This window comes from Bradyrhizobium manausense (assembly GCF_018129685.1).
GTDB classification, from domain to species: Bacteria; Pseudomonadota; Alphaproteobacteria; order Rhizobiales; family Xanthobacteraceae; genus Bradyrhizobium; species Bradyrhizobium manausense_D.
In genome coordinates this window covers 22,509-42,841 of record NZ_JAFCLG010000007.1, presented here as the reverse complement: position 1 = coordinate 42,841, position 20,333 = coordinate 22,509, and the positions used below count along the sequence as shown (strand labels likewise).

At 65.1% G+C, this 20,333-nt stretch carries 21 protein-coding genes; 12 read left to right on the top strand and 9 right to left on the bottom strand.

The window, feature by feature from the left end:
- Positions 1-13: 13 nt before the first annotated feature.
- Positions 14-826 (bottom strand): 3'(2'),5'-bisphosphate nucleotidase CysQ, encoded by an 813-nt coding sequence (locus tag JQ621_RS18350; RefSeq protein WP_212236069.1) that lies wholly within the window; start codon positions 824-826, stop codon positions 14-16.
- A complete protein-coding gene (locus JQ621_RS18345) occupies positions 813-2,204 on the bottom strand; it encodes a TldD/PmbA family protein (protein ID WP_212236068.1) in 1,392 nt (463 codons plus the stop codon). The genes JQ621_RS18350 and JQ621_RS18345 overlap by 14 nt, the downstream gene beginning before the upstream one ends.
- A 276-nt stretch (positions 2,205-2,480) precedes the next feature.
- Between JQ621_RS18345 and JQ621_RS18340 the strand changes: the two genes are divergently transcribed.
- A complete protein-coding gene (locus JQ621_RS18340) occupies positions 2,481-2,999 on the top strand; it encodes a DUF6101 family protein (protein WP_212236067.1) in 519 nt (172 codons plus the stop codon).
- Between the two features lie 122 nt (positions 3,000-3,121).
- Here JQ621_RS18340 and ubiA read toward each other — a convergent pair whose 3' ends face one another.
- Positions 3,122-4,054: a 4-hydroxybenzoate octaprenyltransferase gene (gene ubiA / locus JQ621_RS18335; RefSeq protein ID WP_212236066.1), complete on the bottom strand. Its 933-nt coding sequence runs from the start codon at positions 4,052-4,054 to the stop codon at positions 3,122-3,124.
- Entirely contained in the window at positions 4,051-4,713 is a 663-nt protein-coding gene (locus JQ621_RS18330; protein ID WP_212236065.1) for a hypothetical protein, read from the bottom strand. Before JQ621_RS18330 ends, ubiA begins: the two co-directional genes overlap by 4 nt.
- A gap of 212 nt (positions 4,714-4,925) precedes the next feature.
- Between JQ621_RS18330 and JQ621_RS18325 the strand changes: the two genes are divergently transcribed.
- The gene (locus JQ621_RS18325; protein WP_212236064.1) at positions 4,926-5,702 is read left to right on the top strand and encodes a 16S rRNA (uracil(1498)-N(3))-methyltransferase; all 777 of its coding nucleotides are present in this window, start codon (positions 4,926-4,928) and stop codon (positions 5,700-5,702) included.
- A 217-nt stretch (positions 5,703-5,919) separates the two neighbouring features.
- On the opposite strand, the gene JQ621_RS18320 is transcribed toward JQ621_RS18325, so the two are convergent.
- Both JQ621_RS18320 and JQ621_RS18315 read right to left on the bottom strand, forming a co-directional pair.
- Entirely contained in the window at positions 5,920-6,927 is a 1,008-nt protein-coding gene (locus JQ621_RS18320; protein ID WP_212236063.1) for a helix-turn-helix domain-containing protein, read from the bottom strand.
- A gap of 10 nt (positions 6,928-6,937) precedes the next feature.
- Positions 6,938-7,444, bottom strand: coding sequence for a hypothetical protein (locus tag JQ621_RS18315; RefSeq protein WP_212236062.1), 507 nt, complete (start codon positions 7,442-7,444; stop codon positions 6,938-6,940).
- A gap of 270 nt (positions 7,445-7,714) precedes the next feature.
- On the opposite strand from JQ621_RS18315, the gene JQ621_RS18310 reads away from it, so the two are divergent.
- The 6 genes from JQ621_RS18310 to JQ621_RS18285 all read left to right on the top strand — a co-directional run bounded on the left by JQ621_RS18310 (position 7,715) and on the right by JQ621_RS18285 (position 13,331).
- Positions 7,715-7,924, top strand: coding sequence for a hypothetical protein (locus JQ621_RS18310; protein ID WP_212236061.1), 210 nt, complete (start codon positions 7,715-7,717; stop codon positions 7,922-7,924).
- Between the two features lie 253 nt (positions 7,925-8,177).
- Complete coding sequence (locus JQ621_RS18305; RefSeq protein ID WP_212236324.1) at positions 8,178-9,329, top strand: ATP phosphoribosyltransferase regulatory subunit; 1,152 nt, start codon at positions 8,178-8,180, stop codon at positions 9,327-9,329.
- A 3-nt stretch (positions 9,330-9,332) separates the two neighbouring features.
- Positions 9,333-10,310 (top strand): ATP phosphoribosyltransferase, encoded by a 978-nt coding sequence (gene hisG, locus JQ621_RS18300; protein WP_212236060.1) that lies wholly within the window; start codon positions 9,333-9,335, stop codon positions 10,308-10,310.
- 98 nt (positions 10,311-10,408) lie between these two features.
- Positions 10,409-11,515 (top strand): glycosyltransferase family 2 protein, encoded by a 1,107-nt coding sequence (locus JQ621_RS18295; RefSeq protein WP_212236059.1) that lies wholly within the window; start codon positions 10,409-10,411, stop codon positions 11,513-11,515.
- Positions 11,512-12,357, top strand: coding sequence for a ChbG/HpnK family deacetylase (locus tag JQ621_RS18290; protein ID WP_212236058.1), 846 nt, complete (start codon positions 11,512-11,514; stop codon positions 12,355-12,357). Before JQ621_RS18295 ends, JQ621_RS18290 begins: the two co-directional genes overlap by 4 nt.
- A 170-nt stretch (positions 12,358-12,527) precedes the next feature.
- A complete protein-coding gene (locus JQ621_RS18285; protein ID WP_212236057.1) occupies positions 12,528-13,331 on the top strand; it encodes a DUF2076 domain-containing protein in 804 nt (267 codons plus the stop codon).
- 69 nt (positions 13,332-13,400) lie between these two features.
- On the opposite strand, the gene JQ621_RS18280 is transcribed toward JQ621_RS18285, so the two are convergent.
- The gene (locus tag JQ621_RS18280) at positions 13,401-14,216 is read right to left on the bottom strand and encodes a L,D-transpeptidase (RefSeq protein WP_212236056.1); all 816 of its coding nucleotides are present in this window, start codon (positions 14,214-14,216) and stop codon (positions 13,401-13,403) included.
- A gap of 314 nt (positions 14,217-14,530) precedes the next feature.
- Here JQ621_RS18280 and JQ621_RS18275 point away from each other — a divergent pair, with 314 nt between their 5' ends.
- A complete protein-coding gene (locus JQ621_RS18275) occupies positions 14,531-15,310 on the top strand; it encodes a protein phosphatase CheZ (protein WP_212236055.1) in 780 nt (259 codons plus the stop codon).
- Positions 15,311-15,476: 166 nt separating this feature from the next.
- On the opposite strand, the gene JQ621_RS18270 is transcribed toward JQ621_RS18275, so the two are convergent.
- Positions 15,477-15,998 (bottom strand): hypothetical protein, encoded by a 522-nt coding sequence (locus JQ621_RS18270; RefSeq protein ID WP_212236054.1) that lies wholly within the window; start codon positions 15,996-15,998, stop codon positions 15,477-15,479.
- Between the two features lie 318 nt (positions 15,999-16,316).
- Between JQ621_RS18270 and JQ621_RS18265 the strand changes: the two genes are divergently transcribed.
- The 3 genes from JQ621_RS18265 to JQ621_RS18255 all read left to right on the top strand — a co-directional run bounded on the left by JQ621_RS18265 (position 16,317) and on the right by JQ621_RS18255 (position 19,710).
- Entirely contained in the window at positions 16,317-16,613 is a 297-nt protein-coding gene (locus tag JQ621_RS18265; RefSeq protein ID WP_014491914.1) for a co-chaperone GroES, read from the top strand.
- A gap of 116 nt (positions 16,614-16,729) precedes the next feature.
- Positions 16,730-18,358 carry a chaperonin GroEL gene (gene groL, locus JQ621_RS18260; protein ID WP_212236053.1) on the top strand — a complete coding sequence of 543 codons (1,629 nt, stop codon included), beginning with the start codon at positions 16,730-16,732 and terminating at the stop codon, positions 18,356-18,358.
- 140 nt (positions 18,359-18,498) lie between these two features.
- Positions 18,499-19,710 (top strand): hypothetical protein, encoded by a 1,212-nt coding sequence (locus tag JQ621_RS18255; protein WP_212236052.1) that lies wholly within the window; start codon positions 18,499-18,501, stop codon positions 19,708-19,710.
- A 133-nt stretch (positions 19,711-19,843) separates the two neighbouring features.
- Here JQ621_RS18255 and JQ621_RS18250 read toward each other — a convergent pair whose 3' ends face one another.
- A complete protein-coding gene (locus JQ621_RS18250; RefSeq protein ID WP_212236051.1) occupies positions 19,844-20,245 on the bottom strand; it encodes an META domain-containing protein in 402 nt (133 codons plus the stop codon).
- Between the last annotated feature and the right edge of the window lie 88 nt (positions 20,246-20,333).

The following is a 20,333-nucleotide window of genomic DNA, read 5'->3' as shown; positions in this document are numbered from 1 at the left end:
ACGACGTCAGTGCTCAAGCCAGGGGACGGTTTCGAAAATGCGCGACAATGCTCGCATGACGATCGCGTCCCGCTGCCACCAGCACCCCGTGCGTCACTTCCCGGCGATTATAGAGGATGGGTTCTCCAGAGAGGTCGCTCATCCTACCATCCGCTTCCTGCACGATCAAATCGGCCGCTGCAAGGTCCCAATCATGGCTATTGCCACCCGCAAAAGCCGCATCCAGGGCACCATTGGCGACCCGGCACAGCCGGAGCGCCAGCGAACCGATTCGCGGATGCAGCTTGATGTCGCTGGCCCCCGTATTGAGTCGCTCGACCATCGGCTTCGGGCCGGCCATGCGGGCAAAGTCGAGCGCGGTGCCGGCGCTGGCCTGGACCGGCTTGCCATTGAGCGTGGTGCCCTGGCCGCGGACGGCGAAAAAGAACTCGCCGCTCACAGGCGCGAACACCGCGGCGAGCACTGGCGCTGAAACCTCGACAAGCGCGACGCTGACGCACCATTCGTCATGGCCACCGAGAAAATTGCGGGTGCCGTCGATCGGATCGACCACCCAGGTCAGGCGCCGCGACAGCCGCGTGGAATCGTCGGCGCTCTCCTCCGACAGCCAGCCATAATCGGGCGTGGCGCCGCGCAGGCGGGCTTCGAGCAAGTCGTTGACGGCGATGTCGGCTTCCGAAACCGGCGAGGATGCGCCCTTGATCCACTTCTTCAGCTCGGTGCGGAACATCGACTGCGCCAGCGCACCCGCCTCCCGCACCGTGTGCTGCAGCAGCGCCGCGTCGTGCGTCAGGATGGCTGCGTCGGAAAGGTCAGCGTCCGCCAAGCGTCAAGCCCTCGATGCGCACCGTCGGCGCATTGATGCCGTAGCGGAACTCGAGATTGTTGGCCGGCTGCATCGACTTGAAGATCTCGAACAGATGACCGGCGATCGTGACTTCGCTGACGGGATAGGTGAGCTCGCCATTCTCGATCCAGAAGCCGGAGGCGCCGCGGCTGTAATCGCCGGTGACGCCGTTCACGCCCGAGCCGATCAGGTCGGTGACATAGAAGCCCTGCTTGATGTCGGAGATCAGCTCGGCCGGCGTCGGCGTGCCGGCTTCGAGATGCAGATTGTACGGCCCTGGCGACGGCGAGGACGAGACGCCGCGATGGGCGTGGCCTGTCGTGGTGAGGCCGAGCTCGCGCGCGGTGGCGCAATCGAGCAGCCAGGTCGTCAGCACGCCTTCGTCGACCAGCGCGATCCGCTTCACCGCGACGCCCTCGGCGTCAAACGTCTGCGAGCGCAGGCCGCGCTTGCGCAGGGGATCGTCGATGATGCGGATGTTCTTCGAGAACAGCTGCTGGCCGAGCTTGTCCTTGAGGAAGCTGGTCTTGCGCGCGATCGAGGCGCCGTTGATGGCGCCGACCACATGGCCGACCAGCGAGCCCGCGACGCGCGGGTCGAACACGACAGGCACCTTGCAGGTTTCGACCTTGCGCGGATTGTAGCGCGCCACGGTGCGCTCGCCGGCCGAGCGGCCGACCATCTCGGGCGACAACAAATCGGCACCGTGCGGCGCCGAGGTGAAGTCGTAGTCGCGTTCCATGCTGGTGCCTTCACCGACGATCGCCGTCGCCGAGATGCCCTGGCTGGAGCGCAAATATGACCCGTGGAAACCGGTCGAGGTGACGAGCACCATGCCGCCCATGCCCGACGAGGCGGAAGCGCCGCCGGATTTCGATACGCCCTTCACGGCAAGCGCGGCCGCCTCGGCCTCGAGCGCGCGGCGCTCGAGCTCCGATGTCGCGGGCACATCGGGATCGAGCAGATCGAGATCGGGGAAATCGCGCGCGAGCAGCGCGGGATCGGCGAGGCCGACATATTTGTCATCAGGCGCCACGCGTGCCATCGCGACTGCGCGCTCTGCAAGCTTGGTCACGGCATCGCCGCTGGCGTCATTGGTCGAGACTACGGCCTGGCGCTGGCCGACCAGCACGCGCAGGCCGACATCGTCGCCCTCGGACCGCTCGGATTCCTCGACACGGCCATCGCGTACCTCGACGCCCTGCGAGATGCCGCGCACCGCGACTGCATCGGCCGCATCCGCGCCGGCGCGCTTTGCCGCCTCGACCAGACGCTGCGCGAGATCCGAGAGCGCGGACTGATCGAACAGGTCGCGATTGGCTTTGGGCGAAAGCGTCGAGCTTGGTGAAGGGTTCACAAACGAAATCCTGTTGGGGCGGGAGGTTTCGGGGCGGTAACGGCCCTGAACACCAGATGTGCCCAAATGGTGCGGACTTCAAGCATTTTCAGCCTGCCAAAAGCTCAGATTCGCAGCTTCCGCGCAACGTCTCGTCAATCATCTGCGCCAAGGTCTTGTCAATCATGGCGGGCGGTGACGCTGGATTAACCAGCCTTTTTAAGCGGTTTCGGAACGGCCCGCGCTAAGGTGCTCGCATCGACCGGGAACATAATCCTGGCGGGGAGAACGAAAGCCGTGAGGCGTCAAACAGCAACATGCGGGGTCGCTCCCGCCGGGTCGAGCCGCAGCTTGCGGCTCGACCCTCTTTCCCTTCCGGTCCGCTTCGACGCGCATGATCCGCGCGCCGACGGCTATACCAGGCAGATCGAGCTTCATCGCGAGCGTGTCGTGCTGCGCCGCGCCGTCCGCGGCATGCGGATGGCGATCAACGTCCGCGTCAGCGACTTCACCGGCGTCGCGCTGCGCGGCAATGACGAAGCGCAGAGCCTCGTCCTCGTGCATCGCGATCCCTCATTGTCAGTTCCGCTGCTGGTCAGCGCCGATGGCGACGAACTCGCAGAGGCCTGGGCGATCTGGAGCGAGATCCTTGCGCTGCCGCAGCTCGACGAGGGCGCCCGCGAGCCGGCACCGCGCCGCCGCCGCGCCAATGCGATCCGCGCCCGCCGCCCGAAATTCCTGATGCGCCGTCGCACCGCCATGGCGCGGGAGTTGCCGATTCATCGCCAGGAACGCGAGATCATCGCGCGAAATTGAGCGTCAAACACAGGTGCCGTAGGGTGGGCAAAGCGAAGCGTGCCCACCTTTTCTATCGAAATCATTGAGAGATCGTGGGCACGGCGCAAGTGCGCCTTTGCCCACCCTATGAGAGCCGCGAATTAAGCTGCCCGCATCACCGCGTCGGTCAGCAATCCCGCAAACAGCAGCGCCCCGGCATGCTTGTTCGAATAGAACAGGCGCTTGCACAGTTCCGGATCGTCAATCCTCAGCCGCATGATCTGCGAGCCCAGGTGCACGGCAAACGCGGCAAGCCCGAACCACGCCGGCCAGCGCGCATCGCCCGACGCCAGGGCGACGCCGATCAGCATCACCGATAGCCCGTAGAACAGGATCAGCGCCTGGTGCGTGTGTGCACCGAACAGGCGCGCCGTGGACTTGATGCCGATCAGCGCGTCGTCCTCGGCATCCTGATGCGCATAGATGGTGTCATAGCCGATCACCCATGAGATCGCGCCGGCATAAAGCACGAGCGCGGTGACGTCGATGCGCCCGAAGGTGACGGCAAATCCCATCAAGGCGCCCCATGAGAAGGCGAGCCCGAGCACGATCTGCGGCCACCATGTGATGCGCTTCATGAAGGGATAGATCGCGACGATCAGCAGGGAGGCGATGCCGGTCGCAATCGCGAAGCGGTTGAACTGGAGCAGCACCACGAGACCGATCAGCGCCTGCGCGATCATGAAGGCCAGCGCCTGCTTCGTCGTCACCTGGCCGGATGGCAGCGGCCGTGAGCGGGTGCGCTCGACCTTGTCGTCGAGGTCGCGATCGGTGATGTCGTTCCAGGTGCAGCCGGCGCCGCGCATCACGAAGGCGCCGACGAAGAACAACATGATGATCAGCGGCAGGCGGTGGACGTCATGCGCCATGCCGCTCGCGAGCGCCGCCGACCACCAGCACGGCATCAGGAGAAGCCAGGAGCCGATCGGACGATCGAAGCGGGACAGGCGCAGATACGGACGCGCCCATTGCGGTGCGAGCGTATCGACCCAGTTGCCGGTGGAATCGGCAACGCGGGCGGATGTGTCACTCATCGGGTGAGGATGTTGCCGTTGAGCGTGTCGAAAGTGCTGCCGCCCTTCTTGCTGGGATTGGCTTCCGGCGCCGCGCCCGACCCCACCACCTCGCTCAGCGACGGACCGGCCGGACCGCGCGGCCCATTCGCCATCTGCTGCGCGACGTTGCAGACCTTCGTCTGCATCGCCTCGGTCGCCTTGTGACCGTCCTTCATCTGCGCGCCGACGTTCGGCGGGATGCCGCATTTGGCGGCGTTGCCCTCGACGTATTTGATCATCTTGAGCTCGGCCTGGCCGAAGCTCTTGATCAACTTGCAGGCTTCGTCTGGCGGAGCGTGGCGATCGCTCGCGGCCTTGATCAGCTTGCCGCGCTTCTCGGCTTCCTCGCGGAGCGGCACGAACGCCTTCATGCAATCCGGGCCCGGACCGGCCTGCGTCGGCGGAGCCGCGCCGAACACGCCGGCGGCACCACCGATAGGGGCCGCGCCGCCGGTCGGGAACGAGGCCTGTGGCGCGCCGCCGATGGCGGCAACCGGCGCCCGGCCGTTGACGGGCGGAAAAGCAGAATCGCTTGCGGCCTGGCCCGGCAGCGGCGCGGGGAACCCCTGGGCGCAAGCACCCGCAGTCCCCATGACGACCATGGCGGCAGTGATCGGAACCATCAAACGACGGATCATCAGGATAGTCTCTCCGGCAGGAGCTTACGGGGCTCGGCGGCTTCCCAATTGAAGCGCAACCAGCATGCTGGCGATTTTACGATTCCCGCCAGCGCTTAACAACCCGTCGAATAGGGCAAGAGCGCGGCGTGCCGACGAACTGATTCGAACGATATTAACCCCCGAAACGGCGGCTTTCGGTTAAGAACGGGGCCAGATTGGACCTTTGATCAATGCCCTGCCACGATTTTCGCGCCCCACGCCTGTTCGTCGACGCCCCCCTGGCCCTGGACGCCCGGGTTCCGCTCGACCGGGACCAGAGCAATTATCTGGGCAATGTGCTGCGGCTTGCCGCCGGGGCCGAGGTTTTGGCCTTCAACGGCCGCGATGGCGAATGGCAAGCTGCGATCGAAGGCCGCAAGCGGCCGGACAATCTGGTCATCCTCCAGCAGGTCCGGCCCCAGGACCAGCTGCCCGACCTCGCTTATGTCTTCGCCCCGCTCAAGCATGCCCGGCTCGACTACATGGTCCAGAAAGCGATCGAAATGGGCGCCGCCGCGCTTCAACCGGTCCTGACCCGGTTCACCCAGGCCTCCCGGGTCAATACCGAGCGGATGCGCGCCAACGTCGTCGAGGCCGCGGAACAGTGTGGCATTCTGAGCATCGCCGCGGTTGCAGAACCGGTGCCGCTGGAGCGGTATCTCAGTCAGCGCCCCGCAGGCCGCCTGCTCATCTTCTGCGACGAGGCAGCGGAGGTCCAAAGCCCTGTTCAAAGCCTGCAAGACGCAGGCAAGGCCGGCCATGGCCAAGGCGGAATGGGCATCGACGTGCTGATCGGCCCTGAAGGCGGCTTTGCCGAGGAAGAGCGCGCCCTGCTGCTGCGGCAGCCGAACATCCTGCGGCTCGCCCTTGGCCCGCGGATCATGCGGGCCGACACGGCCGCGGTGGCGGCACTGGCACTGGTCCAGGCCGTGCTGGGCGATTGGGGGCCCGGAGCTGCCGAGAGGTAAGTCTTAGTTGAATCGATGCGGGGCCGGGGGATTTCACCTCTCCCGAAGGGAGAGGTCGGATCGCATCACAAGATGCGATCCGGGTGAGGGGTTCAGGTCTCACTGGGTGTCGCGGCCCCTCACCCGAATTGCTGCGAAATTCGACCTCTCCCCGTTGGGGAGAGGTAAACCAGTCCGACCGAGCCTTATTTCGTCATGACCACGTCGCTGTGGCCGGCTAGCTGTGCTCGCGCATCGACCGATGCAGCGTCTCGGACGGCAGCTCTCCGAACGCCGCCCGGTAACTCGCCGCGAACTCGCTCAGATGCCAGAAGCCATGCGCAATGGCGCAGGCCTTCACGCTGCGGCGTCCCGGTCCGCTGCGCAGCTGCCGGCGCACCGACCAGAGGCGCAGGACCCTGGAGTAGCGATGCGGGCTCATGCCGCAGATGGCTTGCGTCGCACTCTGCAGCGTGCGAACCGACACCCCCACCCGCGCTGCCATCTCGGTGGTCTTGTGCCAGATCGTCAGATCGTGCCGGATCAAGCTCTCCATCTCGGCGACGATCCGCAGATAGGTCGACGTCGTGGCGTGCGTCGATCGGATGTCCACGCTGGTTTCGAGGGCGGCATCCATCGCGCCGAGCAGCGATCGTTCGACCGACGCACGCGACATCGGCGCGTTCAGCAAATCCGGATCATTGGCCGCGGTCTCAAGCGTCGTGGAAATCTGACCGCGCAGGGCCGCGAGCATGTCCGGTGCCGGACTCAGCAAATGATAGCCATCCAGCCGAGACCAGAGCTCGCTCGCGGGCGGCGTGAAGTAGATGACACCGATCATGCGGCCGACGGGCTCGTAGACCAGGCAATCGGAGGTGCCCTTCAGGACGACGATGGAGCTACCGATCGATTGCCCATTGATACGGGTGGTGGTCACGTGATCCATCGGCACCACCACGGCCGCAGCATGCGCCAGCTGGTAACCCCTGATGATCCGCGGGAAGGTCTTGACCAGCGACAGGCTCAGGTTCGGCAGGCTGAGCCGCGCACGCATGATCGCAGTGGAGCCGGCTGATAACGGCATGCTCGACGCACCGGCATATCGCTCGCTGTCGCCGAAATGATCGATGTCGTAGGATTGCAGTTCGAGTGCCGAGGATGCCTTGAGACCCTGGAACGACAACAGGCATTCCGCCGCACTCTTGCTCGCTCCGTCGCGTGCAATGTCGAGAAGGCTTTGATCCATGTCCCGCAGCCTATTTCGCCTTCCTGGTCGATGCCGCGCTCTCGGGCGCACGTAGATCGTCCGGCCCATTGATGCCCGCGCGCTTGAGGTCGCGAAGCAGCTTGGTGAGCAACAGCATGTTGGTCTTCTGGAGTTCGTGGTTGTTACCGAACTTGAATGCGTTCTGCTCTGTCACGATCAGCCCGGCCTTTGTCTCGGCGAGAATCTTCCGCCTCTTCAGTCCCGTCACGCGACGGCGAACCGTCTCCAGCGGCAGGCTCAGGAAGCGCGAGAGCGCCGCTCGCGACACGCCCTGCTTGATCGCATCCGGCTCGACCGTGTGGATGCTCGAAAACTTCTCGTCCAGCGACGGATCGTTCATCACACTGATGACGTTCGCATTGAGAATCGCGTGAATGATCAGAAGGTCCATCGGATCGAATTCGTCGTAGTTGCGGAACATCTCGCTGATCGAAAACAGCATGTAGGCCAGTGTGTGTCGCGAGACTGTCCGGATGATATCGGAAGCATTTTGCATGAATCGGAAACCAGCTTTCATCTTGTAAACGAAGGCGGCAGCGAACGTCTCATCCAGCATACCCAAATTGAGTATGTGACAACTTGCCAAGGGTTCTCAATCTCTCATTGTGAAGCACTCGGACGTCGCGGATGGATGAGGCGCGTGCGTCGGATGTTCGCAGCCGATCGACGGCGCTGAAACTCGATTGCACGACGTTCGTATCTTTTCGCTTCGACGACGCCGGCTCGATCTCACCCCGGCGACCACGCGGGCACGGGATGAATGGCCATGGACGACGATGCTGGGCTCGAGATGCGACGCCAGGAACTGCGTCTCATCAAGATGTTTCTCCGCATCACGGATTCCAGCAAGAGGCAGCGAATTGTCGATCTGGCAGAACACCTCGCCGGGAACGCCGCGTTCAACGGCCCGGAGTCTGGTCCGGCCAAGACGCCGACGATCGAGGACTACAAGGACAGCTCCGGCCGACTCGAGTGATGCGAACGACAACCGCTGCCGCGCCGGCGTGAACTGGCGTCGCGGACATCGCATTACGGTATTTTTATACCTTTCATCGGTAAGGTCGCGCCGCGCGGCATCCGACACATGCTCGAAGGCCCGGACGGCTTCAAAGTCGTTAAGCGATTGATCCTTTGGAGGTCGAAACCGTTTTCCGGCCATGCTAAGGGCTGCGGCAATTCGAGCACCTCCCCTTGCCCCGCCCGGTTCTCCCGGGACGATGGACCCCGAGATGACCGCGACTGCCACCTCAAATGCTGCCGGCTCCGCCGCCTGGGCGGATGCGCTGCTGTTGTCGTTCGCGCAGGCGGGCTATGTCAGGGCCGAGCCCGCCATCCTGCAGCCGGCCGAGCCGTTTCTGGACCTGTCGGGCGAGGACATCCGCAAGAGCCTCTATTTGACGACGGACCTGTCCGGCGAAGAACTCTGCCTGCGCCCCGACCTGACGATCCCGGTGGCGCGCGACTACCTCGCGTCGAACCGGGCGGGCCAGCCGGCCGGGTTCAGCTATCTGGGGCCCGTGTTCCGCTATCGCAGCGGACAGGCCAGTGAGTTCCTCCAGGCCGGGATCGAATCGTTCGGCCGCCAGGACCGCGCGGCCGCGGATGCCGAGACGCTGGCGCTGGCGCTGGAGGCGACCGCCGCCTTCGGCGTGCGCGACGTCGAGATCCGCACCGGCGACGTCGCGCTCTTCAACGCACTGCTCGACGCGCTCAACCTGTACCCGGTCTGGCGCCGGCGCCTGGTCAAGGATTTCAACCGCAAGATCAGCCTGGAGCAGGATCTGGAGCGGCTGGCGGCCGAGACCACCGCGGCCCGCAGCGAATATGAAGGCGTGCTGGCCGCACTCGCGGGCTCCGACCGCAAGGCGGCGCTGGCCTTCGTGACCGATCTGATGTCGATTGCCGGCACCACCAATGTCGGCGGCCGCACCACGGCCGAGATCGCCGACCGCTTCCTCGAGCAGTCGACGCTGAAGGGCGGCGCGTTGCCGGCCGAGGCGATCGCGGTGCTGAAGCGCTTCCTGTCGATTTCGGGCAATCCGGACGAGGCGGTCGCTGCGCTCCGCGCGCTCACCGCCGAGGCGAGGCTCGATCTGAATGCTGCGATCGACCAGCTCGAGAGCCGGGTGGGCTTCATGGCCGCGCGCGGCATCGACGTGAAGAGCACGCGCTTCTCGACCGCGTTCGGGCGCGGCCTCGACTACTACACCGGGTTCGAGTTCGAACTGCATCACCGGGGCAACGGCGTCGAGCCGCTGGTGGCCGGTGGCCGCTATGATGGACTGATGACCCAACTCGGATCGCCCGCTCCCATCGCGGCAGTCGGCTTCTCGGTCTGGGTGGACGCGCTGACCAGGATCGGCCGCAAGGTGGGGGCTTAATCGATGAGCGCGCCATTCGTTCTGGCCGTTCCCTCCAAGGGCCGCCTACAGGAAAACGCCGAAGCTTTCTTCGCCCGCGCCGGGCTCAAGCTGTCCAAGGCCGGCGGCGCCCGCGACTATCGCGGCACGATCGCGGGCCTCGACAATGTCGAGGTGGCCTATCTGTCGGCGAGCGAGATCGCCGCGCAATTGTCCCGCGGCCTGGCGCATTTCGGCGTCACCGGCGAAGACCTGGTGCGGGAGAACATCGCTGACGCGGAGAAGCGCGTGTCGCTGATCGACGGGCTGGGCTTCGGCTATGCCGACGTCGTCGTCGCGGTGCCGCAGGCCTGGATCGACGTCCGCACCATGGCTGATCTGGACGATGTCGCCACCGGCTTCCGCGAGCAGCATCACATGCGGATGCGGGTGGCGACCAAGTTCATCAACCTCACCCGCGCGTTCTTCTCGCAAGCCGGCATCAGCGATTACCGCATCGTCGAAAGCGCGGGCGCGACCGAGGGCGCACCCGCGGCCGGCAGCGCCGAACTGATCGTCGACATCACCACGACGGGCGCGACGCTCGCCGCCAACGGCCTGCGGGTGCTCGACGACGGCGTGATCCTGCGCAGCCAGGCCAATCTGGTGGCCTCGAAAGGCGCGGACTGGTCGCCGCAGGCCCGCGAGACCGCGCGCGTCATCCTCGACCACATCGCGGCACGGGCGCGCGCCAACAAATACCGCGAGGTCCGGACCCGGTTCAGGCAGTGCGACGCCGCGCTGCTCGCCGAAGCCCATAGCCGCTTCGGCGTCGAAGCCCCGTTCGGTGCACCGACCTCGTCCGGCATGCTCACGCTGCACTGCCCACCGGGGCAGCTCTATGCGCTGGCGAGCTTCCTGCGCGAACATGGCGCCGAGACCGTCTCGGTGGTCTCGCTCGACTATGTGTTCGACCGGGAGAACCCGCTGTTCGCCAAGCTCGCAGCGTTCCTGGGGCAATGAATCCAAGTTTGTTGGGCAGCTCTGTTCAGCGTGGCGACAGCAAGCATCAGCTACCATATGCAGACGGGACGACCTCAATGCCTCTGGAACCTTGATCGATGACGCTGGGCTCTGACGTTTCCGGCCTGACCACCACCGCGGCGACCGCCGCTGCGAAGGGGCTGTCGATTGTCGTCCCCGTCTATAACGAGGCGGCGGGCCTCGCCGGGCTGCACCAGCGCATCTGCGACATCGCCAAGACCCTGCGGCAACGCTATCGGCTCGCCTGCGAAGTCGTCTATGTCGACGACGGGAGCGCCGATGCGACGCTGTCGGTTGCGCGCGCGCTGCCGGCCGACGCGGTCGACGTGCAGGTGGTGTCGCTGTCGCGCAATTTCGGCAAGGAGGCGGCGCTGATGGCCGGCCTCGACCATGCCCGGCTCGGCGCCGTGATGTTCATGGACGGCGACGGCCAGCATCCTCCTGCGCTGGTCGAACAGCTGGTCCGGCACTGGATCGAGGACGGCTATGACGTCGTCTATACCGCCAAGGCGCATCGCGACAACGAGCCCTTCCTGCGCCGCCTTGCCGTGCACGTCTTCTATGCGCTGATCAATTGGGGCGCGCGCCAGAAGATCCCGGAGGATGCCGGCGACTTCCGCTTGCTGTCACCCCGCGCGGTCACGGCGCTGAGGCAACTGCCGGAGCGCAACCGCTTCTTCAAGGGGCTCGCAAGCTGGATCGGCTTCCGCCAGATCCGCGTCGACTACGAACCCGCCCCGCGCGTCCATGGCGTGACCACCTTCAGCGCCGCGCGCCTGCTGGGCCTGTCGATCGAAGGCGTAACATCCTTCTCGGTGGCGCCGCTGCGCTTCGCCAGCCTGCTCGGCATCCTCCTCGCAGGCGTCGCCTTCCTGTTCGGTCTCTCGATCCTCTGGGAGGTGTTCACGACCGGCAAGCAGGTGCCGGGCTATCCCTCGCTGGTGGTCGGCCTGATGACGATCGGCGGCGTGCAGCTCATCATGATCGGCATCGTCGGCGAATATATCGGCAAGATCCTCTCCGAGCTGAAGGCGCGTCCGATCTACTTCGTTGCCGAGCATAGCGAAAAGCATTTTGAGGCCGACAAGGCCCAAAACACCTCAAGCCAAGACGACTTAAGCCAAAACACCTCAAGCCAAGACGCCTCGAGCCAGGACGCGTCGAGCAGGACCGCAGCCGAATGAGCGCGGCGGCGGCGCCGCGGAAGATCTGGCTCTGCGCCGACGATTACGGCATCAGCCCGGGCGTCAACCGTGCCATTCGCGACCTGGTCGCGCGCGGCCGCCTCAACGCCACCTCGGTGATGATGGTGGGCCCCGCAATCGAGCCGGGCGAAGTCGAGGCGCTTCAGGCCGCCGCGATAGCGAGCCCGCGCTGCGCGATCGGATTGCACGTGACCTTGTCGGCGCCGTTCCGCCCTCTCACCATGCACTTCCGTCCGCTCGACGGCGACATGTTCATGGCCTTTCCCAAGCTGCTGCGCGCCGGGCTCCTGCGACGGCTCGACAGCGAGTTCTTTCGCAATGAGGTGCGGGCGCAGCTTCTCGCGTTCGCGGAAGCCTTCGGCCGGCCGCCCGACTTCGTCGACGGCCATCAACATGTGCAGCTGTTTCCGCAAGTGCGCGACGGCTTTGTCGACGCCGTCAGCGAGATCGCGCCGAAGGCCTGGGTGCGCCAAGGCGGACGTGATTTGCCGCTGACACGGCGGCTGGTCTCTCCAAAGGCCATGGTGCTCGATCTCCTCAGCGCGCAATTTCGCCGCCACGCCGCGCGCGCCGGTCTTTCGTTCAATCCCGCTTTCGCCGGCGCCTATGATTTCACGCGCGCGGCCGATTTCGGCGAGCTCATGCGGCAGTTCCTGGAAGGCCTGCCTGACGGCGGCCTCGTGATGTGCCATCCCGGCTTCGTCGACGACATCCTCACCGGCCTCGACCCGATGACCGAAGTCCGCGAGCGCGAGCATGCCTATCTCGCCAGCGACGCCTTCGCGCAGCTTCTCGCGACCAGCCATGTGACATTGGGATGAAGCCGGCAAAAGCCAGCCGGCCCTGAGAGGTAAGCCTTGAAGGGTAAGGCTTGAAAGGTAGGCCTTGGGGCAGTCAGTCGCATACCGAAATTTAATCCGGCCGGCTCTGTTGGGGCCACAATGGAACCCTACATCCCGCTTGCGCTTGTTTCGCGCGAGGGAGACCGACCATGACGCCGCAGGAACGCCAGCTCGTCGACGACCTTTTCGACCGGCTTTCGAAACTGGAAAATGCACCGCGCGATCCCGACGCGATCGCCGCGATTTCGGACGGATTACGCAAGGCGCCCGGCGCCGTCTATGCGCTGGTGCAGACCACGCTGCTGCAGGACGAAGCGCTCAAGCGCGCCCATAACCGCATCCAGGAACTGGAAGCGGCGCAGGCGCCACAGCAGCCCCAATCCGGCGGCTTCCTCGACACCATGCGCGACACCCTGTTCGGCGGAGGCCAATCGCGCGGCTCGGTTCCGAACGTGCCGCCGCGCGACTCCCGCCCTGTCTGGAACAGCGGCCAGGCGATGCAGCCGGCCCAGCCGGGCTATGGCCAGCCGCCTTATGGTCAGGCTTACGGACAGGGCCAGGGTTACGGACAAGGCTATGGCGTCCCCCCGATGGGCGGCGGCGGCTCGTTCCTCGGCACGGCGGCGGCTGCTGCAGCCGGCGTGGTCGGCGGCTCGCTGCTGCTCTCCAGCATCCGCGGCATGATGGGCGGCGGATCGCACCAGGCCTTTGGCGATACCACCATCATCGAGGAGCGTGGTGGCGGCTCGCCGTGGAGCAGCGACGCCTCCGGCGGCTCGCTGGCGCGCGATGCCGGCCTCGACGACATCGGATCCAACCGGGATTCTCGTCAAGGCTTCTTCGACCAGGCGTCGAACGATCAGGATGACGACAACAACGACAACGGCAATATCGACGTGGCCGACGACAGCGATTTCGGCGGCGGCGACGATGGCGGCAGCGATTACGCGTGAGGCTGCTCTCAGCACCAAACAAAGACGGCCGCCGATGAGGCGGCCGTTTTCATTTCAAACGTCAAGCGATCACATCACCACGACCTTGGTGCCGACATTGACGCGACCGTAGAGGTCGATGACGTCCTCGTTGCGCATGCGAATGCAACCCGAGGAGACATTGGTGCCGATGGTCCAGGGCTCATTGGAGCCGTGGATGCGGTAGAGCGTGGAGCCGAGATACATCGCGCGCGCGCCGAGCGGGTTTTCCGGACCGCCTTCCATGTGCCGCGGCAAATCGGGACGGCGGGCGAGCATTTCCGCCGGCGGCGTCCAATCCGGCCATTCGCGCTTGGCCGTGATCGACTTCACGCCGGTCCAGGTGAAGCCCTCGCGTCCGACGCCGATGCCATAGCGCATCGCGCGGCCATTGCCCTCGACGAGGTAGAGGAACTTGTTGTTGGAATCGACCACGATCGTGCCGGCACTTTCCTTGCCGCTATAGTCAACAAGTTGTTTCTCGAATTTCGGATCGAACGGGCGCTGGCGCGGATCGACCGCCTCCTGCTGGTAGCTTGCGCCCTGCTGATAACCACCCTGCATCTGCGGCTCGCCCATCGGCGGCATGCGGTGCGGATCGGCGTAAGCGGGCTGTTGCTGATAGATCGACTGCTGCGGCGCATAGGCCGGGCCGCGGCCGGGACCATCGCCGAACAGGAACTCGATGAAGCCGCCACCCATATTGGCGTTGGAGGCGACGCGTACCGGCGCCGGGGCGACGTGCGGCTGGTAGAGCACCGCAGGCGGATCGTTCGGCACGGTATTGTCGAAGGCGCTCGCGCCGGTGGCGCCGACAATGAAAGCGCATGCGCTGCCGAGCAGCGCGACAGACATCTTCTTGAACATCGACGTACTCTGTACTGTTTCGTCTAGTTGCATTCGCCGCAGGACGCGTTGGCTGATTGCCGCGTCCTCGACGTGGTCAATAAAGAGCAAACTCCGTTGCGTTTGGTAAACAGGACAGGCGTTTCGATTCACCACGTCGCGAACGGCGCGGCAATTTGGCGATCAGCGTTTATTTTCGATGAAGGGCAACGCCGCATGGTTAATCGTGCGTTGGCGCGGCGTCGCGCGCGGCCGCACAACAGTTCCGGTTGTGAACCTCGTGTTAAATCGCTTCTGTCTACAAAGACGCGTGAGTGAGGTGGGGGAGTATCCTGATGGCTGTTCACCGCAAGCGTTTTCGTGTCGAGGACATCGTCGGTGGCGAGATGCCGATTCTTGACGTAGCAGAAGAGGCAGGCCCGATGCACAACGAGATTATGGCGGAGCTGCGCGCGATCCGCGCACAGATGGCGAAGAGCAGCGTGCCCCTGTCCGGCAGCGCGGCGATGGCCGCGATCGACGCCTCCACCGCCCAGGAGCTTTCAGAAGCGCGCACGATGCTGGAGACCTATCGGGCCCAGATCGAGCAGTGCGAGAAGCTGAAGGTCGAACTCGACCTCATCCACGACGCCATCGACCGCACCAAGCGCGAGATCGCGACCCTGCACGGCAAGAGCTTCGACGGCGGCGAGATGGCCAAGGTCAATGGCGAGCTCGGCGCAGTGGTCGGCGGTACGGAACAGGCGACTCAGCAGATCCTCGAAGCCGCCGAGTCGATCGACCAGGCAGCTTCCGCGCTCGGCAAGGTCGATTCGGTCGACCAGCAGAAGCGCCTCGCCGACGACATCCAGGAACGCGTCATCTCGATTTTCGAGGCGTGCAACTTCCAGGACCTGACCGGCCAGCGCATCAGCAAGGTCATGACCACGATGAAGTTCATCGAGCAGCACATCAATGCGATGATGGACATCTGGGGTGGCGTCGACGCGATCAAGGCCCATGTGCCGGCCCAGGTCGACACCCGCAGCGAGGACGACAAGCTTCTCAATGGCCCGAAGCTCGCCGGCGACGTCGGCCACGCCTCGCAGGACGACATCGACGCGCTGTTCGACTAAGCGAACGCGCCGGAAGAGACAGCAAAACGCCGGCGGCGGATGCCGGCGTTTTTGTTTTGGGGGCTTCATCTCACGCTGTCATTCCGGGGCGATGCGCAGCATCGAACCCGGAATCTCGAGGTTCCGGGTTCGGTCCTGCGGACCGCCCCGGAACGACAATCAAACATCACGCCCTCGGCGCGCAGCGGACGTAGACCATGTTGCCGTAGCGGGTGGCGGCGTCCTTGTCGACGAAGCGGGTGATCATGACGCGGCCGTCGAAGGAGACGATCTCGCGGTCCTGCTCGCCCGGCGTCGGACCGGAGGGGCCGATATAGTTCTTGCCGCTCGGCGAGCCCTTCAACCGCAGTTCCTGGGGCGTCGCCTGGTCGGCCAGATGCATGACCACGCCGCCGGACGTTCCGGCGCCGATCACGTAAGGATTCTTGCACTGGGCCCGCGCCGCCGCCTCGGTGCGGGCACGGTCGGCCGGGTTCTGGAACGAGGCAAGGCCCCAGCGGCCGACGATCTCGTCGGCACGGATCGAGGCCGGCATTTCCGGCGCAACGCCAGGCTCGGTCTCGACCGCCGGCTGGGACGACGAGAAGGACGGCAGGCTCATACCGCCGCCGCAGGCGCCGAGCAGCAGCGCCAGGCAGGAGGCCGCCGCCAGATTGGCAACCGTGCGCGCGTGAGCTGAACTGATCATGGCATTCCCCCGAACAAGACCATGGCCGCATCCCTCCCGCAGCCAAGCGCAAAACCGCAGCCAGGGCAATGACGTCCTGAGATACGCCTCTGCCCCGAACGAGTTTCCAATGCCACCATCCTATATCCGCCTCAACAATCGCTTAACCACCTTTGCTTGACAGGATCGCAGCCAAGCCATATCCCCTGCGCACTATTAGCACTCGGAAAGACCGATTGCTAAGCGCGCCGTTCGACCCTCGCCGACGAGGGGGAACCGGAGCGCCGCCCTCACCCATTCCGCTGCTTTCGGAAAAGCGAGCCTCCAAAGGGAAACGTCATGGCTAAGTCCAAATTTCGTCCGCTGCATGACCGTGTCGTGGTCAAACGTATCGACGCCGAGGAAAAGACCAAGGGTGGCATCATCATCCCCGACACCGCCAAGGAAAAGCCGTCCCAGGGCGAAGTCGTCGCCGTCGGCCCCGGCGGCCGCGACGAGGCTGGCAAGCTGATCCCGATCGACCTCAAGGTCGGCGACCGCGTGCTGTTCGGCAAGTGGTCGGGCACCGAGGTCAAGATCGACAACGAAGAGCTCCTGATCATGAAGGAGTCGGACATCATGGGCGTGATGGCCTAGGGCCATCCGCCTGAACGGCCGCTGAATGCCATGCCCGGGTCATCAGATCCGGGCATCCATCATTCCGCCTGATAACACCAAGCACGAGACATCACGACAAACAGGGATTGCAGACCATGGCTGCCAAGGACGTCAAGTTTTCCGGAGACGCGCGCGAACGCATGCTGCGCGGCGTCGACATTCTCGCCAACGCCGTCAAGGTGACGCTCGGTCCTAAGGGCCGCAACGTCGTCATCGAGAAGTCGTTCGGCGCGCCCCGCATCACCAAGGACGGCGTCACCGTCGCCAAGGAGATCGAGCTCGAGGACAAGTTCGAGAACATGGGCGCCCAGATGGTGCGTGAGGTCGCCTCCAAGACCAACGACACCGCCGGCGACGGCACCACCACCGCGACCGTGCTGGCCCAGTCCATCGTGCGCGAAGGCGCCAAGGCGGTTGCCGCCGGCATGAACCCGATGGACCTCAAGCGCGGCATCGACATCGCGGTTACAGCCGTCGTCAAGGACATCGAGAAGCGCGCCAAGCCGGTTGCCTCCTCCTCCGAGGTCGCCCAGGTCGGCACCATCTCGGCCAACGGCGATGCCGCCATCGGCAAGATGATCGCCCAGGCGATGCAGAAGGTCGGCAACGAGGGCGTCATCACCGTCGAGGAAAACAAGTCGCTCGACACCGAAGTCGACATCGTCGAAGGCATGAAGTTCGACCGCGGCTATCTCAGCCCTTACTTCGTCACCAACCCCGAGAAGATGACCGCCGAGCTCGAGGACGCCTACATCCTGCTGCACGAGAAGAAGCTCTCCGGCCTGCAGGCCATGCTGCCGGTGCTGGAAGCCGTGGTGCAATCGGGCAAGCCGCTGGTCATCATCGCCGAGGACGTCGAAGGCGAAGCTCTCGCCACCCTGGTGGTCAACCGCCTGCGTGGCGGCCTCAAGGTCGCCGCCGTCAAGGCGCCGGGCTTCGGCGATCGCCGCAAGGCCATGCTGGAAGACCTCGCGATCCTGACCGGGGGCCAGCTGATCTCCGAAGATCTCGGCATGAAGCTCGAGAACGTCACGGTGAAGATGCTGGGACGCGCCGGCAAGGTCGTGATCGACAAGGAGAACACCACGATCGTCAAGGGCGCCGGCAAGAAGCCGGAGATCGAGGCCCGCGTCGGCCAGATCAAGGCCCAGATCGAGGAGACCACCTCGGACTACGACCGCGAGAAGCTGCAGGAGCGCCTCGCCAAGCTCGCCGGCGGCGTCGCGGTGATCCGCGTCGGCGGCGCGACCGAGATCGAGGTCAAGGAGAAGAAGGACCGCGTCGAGGACGCGCTCAACGCCACCCGCGCCGCGGTGCAGGAAGGCATCGTCCCCGGCGGCGGCGTGACGCTGCTGCGGGCCAAGAAGGCGGTCGGCCGCCTCACCAACGCCAATGCCGACGTGCAGGCCGGCATCAACATCGTGCTGAAGGCGCTGGAAGCTCCGATCCGCCAGATCTCGGAGAATGCCGGTGTCGAGGGCTCGATCGTTGTCGGCAAGATCCTCGAGAACAAGTCCGAGACTTTCGGCTTCGACGCCCAGACCGAGGACTATGTCGACATGATCGAGAAGGGCATCATCGACCCGGCCAAGGTGGTGCGCACCGCGCTGCAGGACGCCTCCTCCGTGGCCGGCCTGCTGGTGACCACCGAGGCGATGGTCGCCGAAGCGCCGAAGAACGAAGCCCCCGCGATGCCCGCCGGCGGCGGCATGGGCGGCTTCTAGACCCCCCTCACGTGACGATGTTGCGAAGGCCGCCTCGGGGCGGCCTTCTTTTTTGTCGATCCTGCCCCACGCTTTCCGATTCAACCGGCCGCCGAAACCCACTACGGTGGCGCGCCGATTCTGATTTGAGGATTTCGTCAATGCGCGCGCTTCTGGTTTGTCCGACGGCTCTTTTGGCGGCCCTGCTCGTGATATCCCCGGGGATCGCAGCCGCCCAGATGAAGCTGTCGCCCAAGGCCACGGCGCCCGGCGGCACCGAAACGCGCTACTTCACCTCGATCGACGGGCTGATGGACGGCAATGCCGACATCATCCTGAAGGAGACGCGGCAGGGCAAGACAGTCACCGCGGCCGTGCTCGATGTCTGCTATCCGGTGGCGAAGAATTCCGATCGCAAGGACCGCTTCGTCGTCAATCTCCAGGTCTCCGGCCAGACGCTGACCGGCACGACCTCGAGCCTCGGCGCCAAGGCGCCTGTCACGGTCAAGCTGACGCGAAAAGCCACCGGCGACACCTACGAGTTCCGCGGCCAGATCGGCATCGGCGGAGCCGTGACCGAAGTGACGTCGCCCGACAATGCCGATCTCAGCGAGAAGGAGTTTCTTGACAACCAGACCAGCGACGACGGCATCACGCCGCAGCCGAAGGATTTTACCGAAGTTTCGCCGGAGGCGATTGCGGTCAAGGTCAAGCTCGATAACGCGACCGACTTCCTGAAGAGCCTGAAGGGCCAGGACGTCGAGGTAACGCTTTCAAGCCTCTCGGTCGGTTGCGATGCGCTACGCGCCGGCGAGCAGACCATCAACATGTCGGTCGATCCGGAGCGCGCGGCCGCGCTGCTCGCGAAATTCAAGACGATGCCCGGTGTCACGGCTGCCGGCTGGACCGCAGGGCTCGCCGAGATGGACCGCACCATCCGCATCGCCGCCGCCGACTGGCGCGACGGCGACAAGATCAACCGCGACAAGCTCGCCACCGCAATTGCCGGCGTGCTGAGCAAGACGCTCGCGGCCAAGCCGGTCTCGCAGAGCTTCAGCCCGACCACCGGCAAGCTCAAGCTCGTGTTCAAGCGGCCGAACCAGGATTTCCCGGCGCTCGAGCTCACCGACACGATCGAGGTCTCCGGACTCGTCTCCGCCGAAAAGCCGGGGACATCAGACAAGCTGATGGTCTGGATCGGCAGCCCGTCAACGACGACCGCCGACGAGAGCGCGGGCGCGAAGCTCAACGTCTCGGACGAGGCCGCGGCCGACGAGGAAGGCGACCAGCCCGACGACAACGGCTCGATCGAGGCGCTGGCCAAGGAGCTGAAGGGCCAGCGCTGGGATGCCGACAAGTCGGTGTGGAAGTGACGTGACGCGAATATCAACTCTCGGTCATCGCCCGGCTTGACCGGGCGATCCAGTACTCCGAGACATCCGTGTTGAATCGAGAGGCCGCGGCGTACTGGGTACCCCGGTCAAGCCGGGGTACGACAGCGGCAAGCTAATTCCCGTTCTCGCGGAAGCGCAGCGACTTCGGGCCGATCAGCGTGAGCACATCGCCCTGGCGCTTCCAGGTCTCGACGGCGGCGAGCGCGGCGACGAGATCGTCGTCGGCCTGGGCTCTTGCCGGCGGACAGGAACGATCCTGGATTGCGCCGGGCACGAAGATCACGGTGTTGCCGGCCACGGAGAACTGGCCCTTGCCGCCCTTGCACCACAGCTCGAGCACGACCTCGCCATTGTCGCCGATCTCGATGTTCGGAATGCGCTTCGAGCCGGCCTGCGGCACGGCCTCCAGCGTCATCTCGGTGCCAAAGGGAAAGCCGTCCTCGGCCTTCGCGGCGGCAACCGACATCGACAGCACCGCGACCGCCGCACACACAACCCGCTTCAAAGACACCATGAGACCTCTCGACCGACCCGGTTTGCCGGGTCTTCTATAAGACCGGAAAGCCTTTGAGAAGGTTCGCCGGCTCCAGGCATGAAAATCC

Coding starts and splice junctions, on each gene's coding strand:
- JQ621_RS18305 (WP_212236324.1), top strand. CDS start 8,178: ATGACCGCGACTGCCACCTCAAATGCTGCCGGCTCCGCCGCCTGGGCG.
- JQ621_RS18315 (WP_212236062.1), bottom strand. CDS start 7,444: ATGCAAAATGCTTCCGATATCATCCGGACAGTCTCGCGACACACACTG.
- JQ621_RS18325 (WP_212236064.1), top strand. CDS start 4,926: ATGCCCTGCCACGATTTTCGCGCCCCACGCCTGTTCGTCGACGCCCCC.
- JQ621_RS18290 (WP_212236058.1), top strand. CDS start 11,512: ATGAGCGCGGCGGCGGCGCCGCGGAAGATCTGGCTCTGCGCCGACGAT.
- JQ621_RS18265 (WP_014491914.1), top strand. CDS start 16,317: ATGGCTAAGTCCAAATTTCGTCCGCTGCATGACCGTGTCGTGGTCAAA.
- hisG (WP_212236060.1), top strand. CDS start 9,333: ATGAGCGCGCCATTCGTTCTGGCCGTTCCCTCCAAGGGCCGCCTACAG.
- ubiA (WP_212236066.1), bottom strand. CDS start 4,054: ATGAGTGACACATCCGCCCGCGTTGCCGATTCCACCGGCAACTGGGTC.
- JQ621_RS18255 (WP_212236052.1), top strand. CDS start 18,499: ATGCGCGCGCTTCTGGTTTGTCCGACGGCTCTTTTGGCGGCCCTGCTC.
- JQ621_RS18295 (WP_212236059.1), top strand. CDS start 10,409: ATGACGCTGGGCTCTGACGTTTCCGGCCTGACCACCACCGCGGCGACC.
- groL (WP_212236053.1), top strand. CDS start 16,730: ATGGCTGCCAAGGACGTCAAGTTTTCCGGAGACGCGCGCGAACGCATG.
- JQ621_RS18280 (WP_212236056.1), bottom strand. CDS start 14,216: ATGTTCAAGAAGATGTCTGTCGCGCTGCTCGGCAGCGCATGCGCTTTC.
- JQ621_RS18250 (WP_212236051.1), bottom strand. CDS start 20,245: ATGGTGTCTTTGAAGCGGGTTGTGTGTGCGGCGGTCGCGGTGCTGTCG.
- JQ621_RS18285 (WP_212236057.1), top strand. CDS start 12,528: ATGACGCCGCAGGAACGCCAGCTCGTCGACGACCTTTTCGACCGGCTT.
- JQ621_RS18270 (WP_212236054.1), bottom strand. CDS start 15,998: ATGATCAGTTCAGCTCACGCGCGCACGGTTGCCAATCTGGCGGCGGCC.
- JQ621_RS18330 (WP_212236065.1), bottom strand. CDS start 4,713: ATGATCCGTCGTTTGATGGTTCCGATCACTGCCGCCATGGTCGTCATG.
- JQ621_RS18275 (WP_212236055.1), top strand. CDS start 14,531: ATGGCTGTTCACCGCAAGCGTTTTCGTGTCGAGGACATCGTCGGTGGC.
- JQ621_RS18320 (WP_212236063.1), bottom strand. CDS start 6,927: ATGGATCAAAGCCTTCTCGACATTGCACGCGACGGAGCGAGCAAGAGT.
- JQ621_RS18310 (WP_212236061.1), top strand. CDS start 7,715: ATGGACGACGATGCTGGGCTCGAGATGCGACGCCAGGAACTGCGTCTC.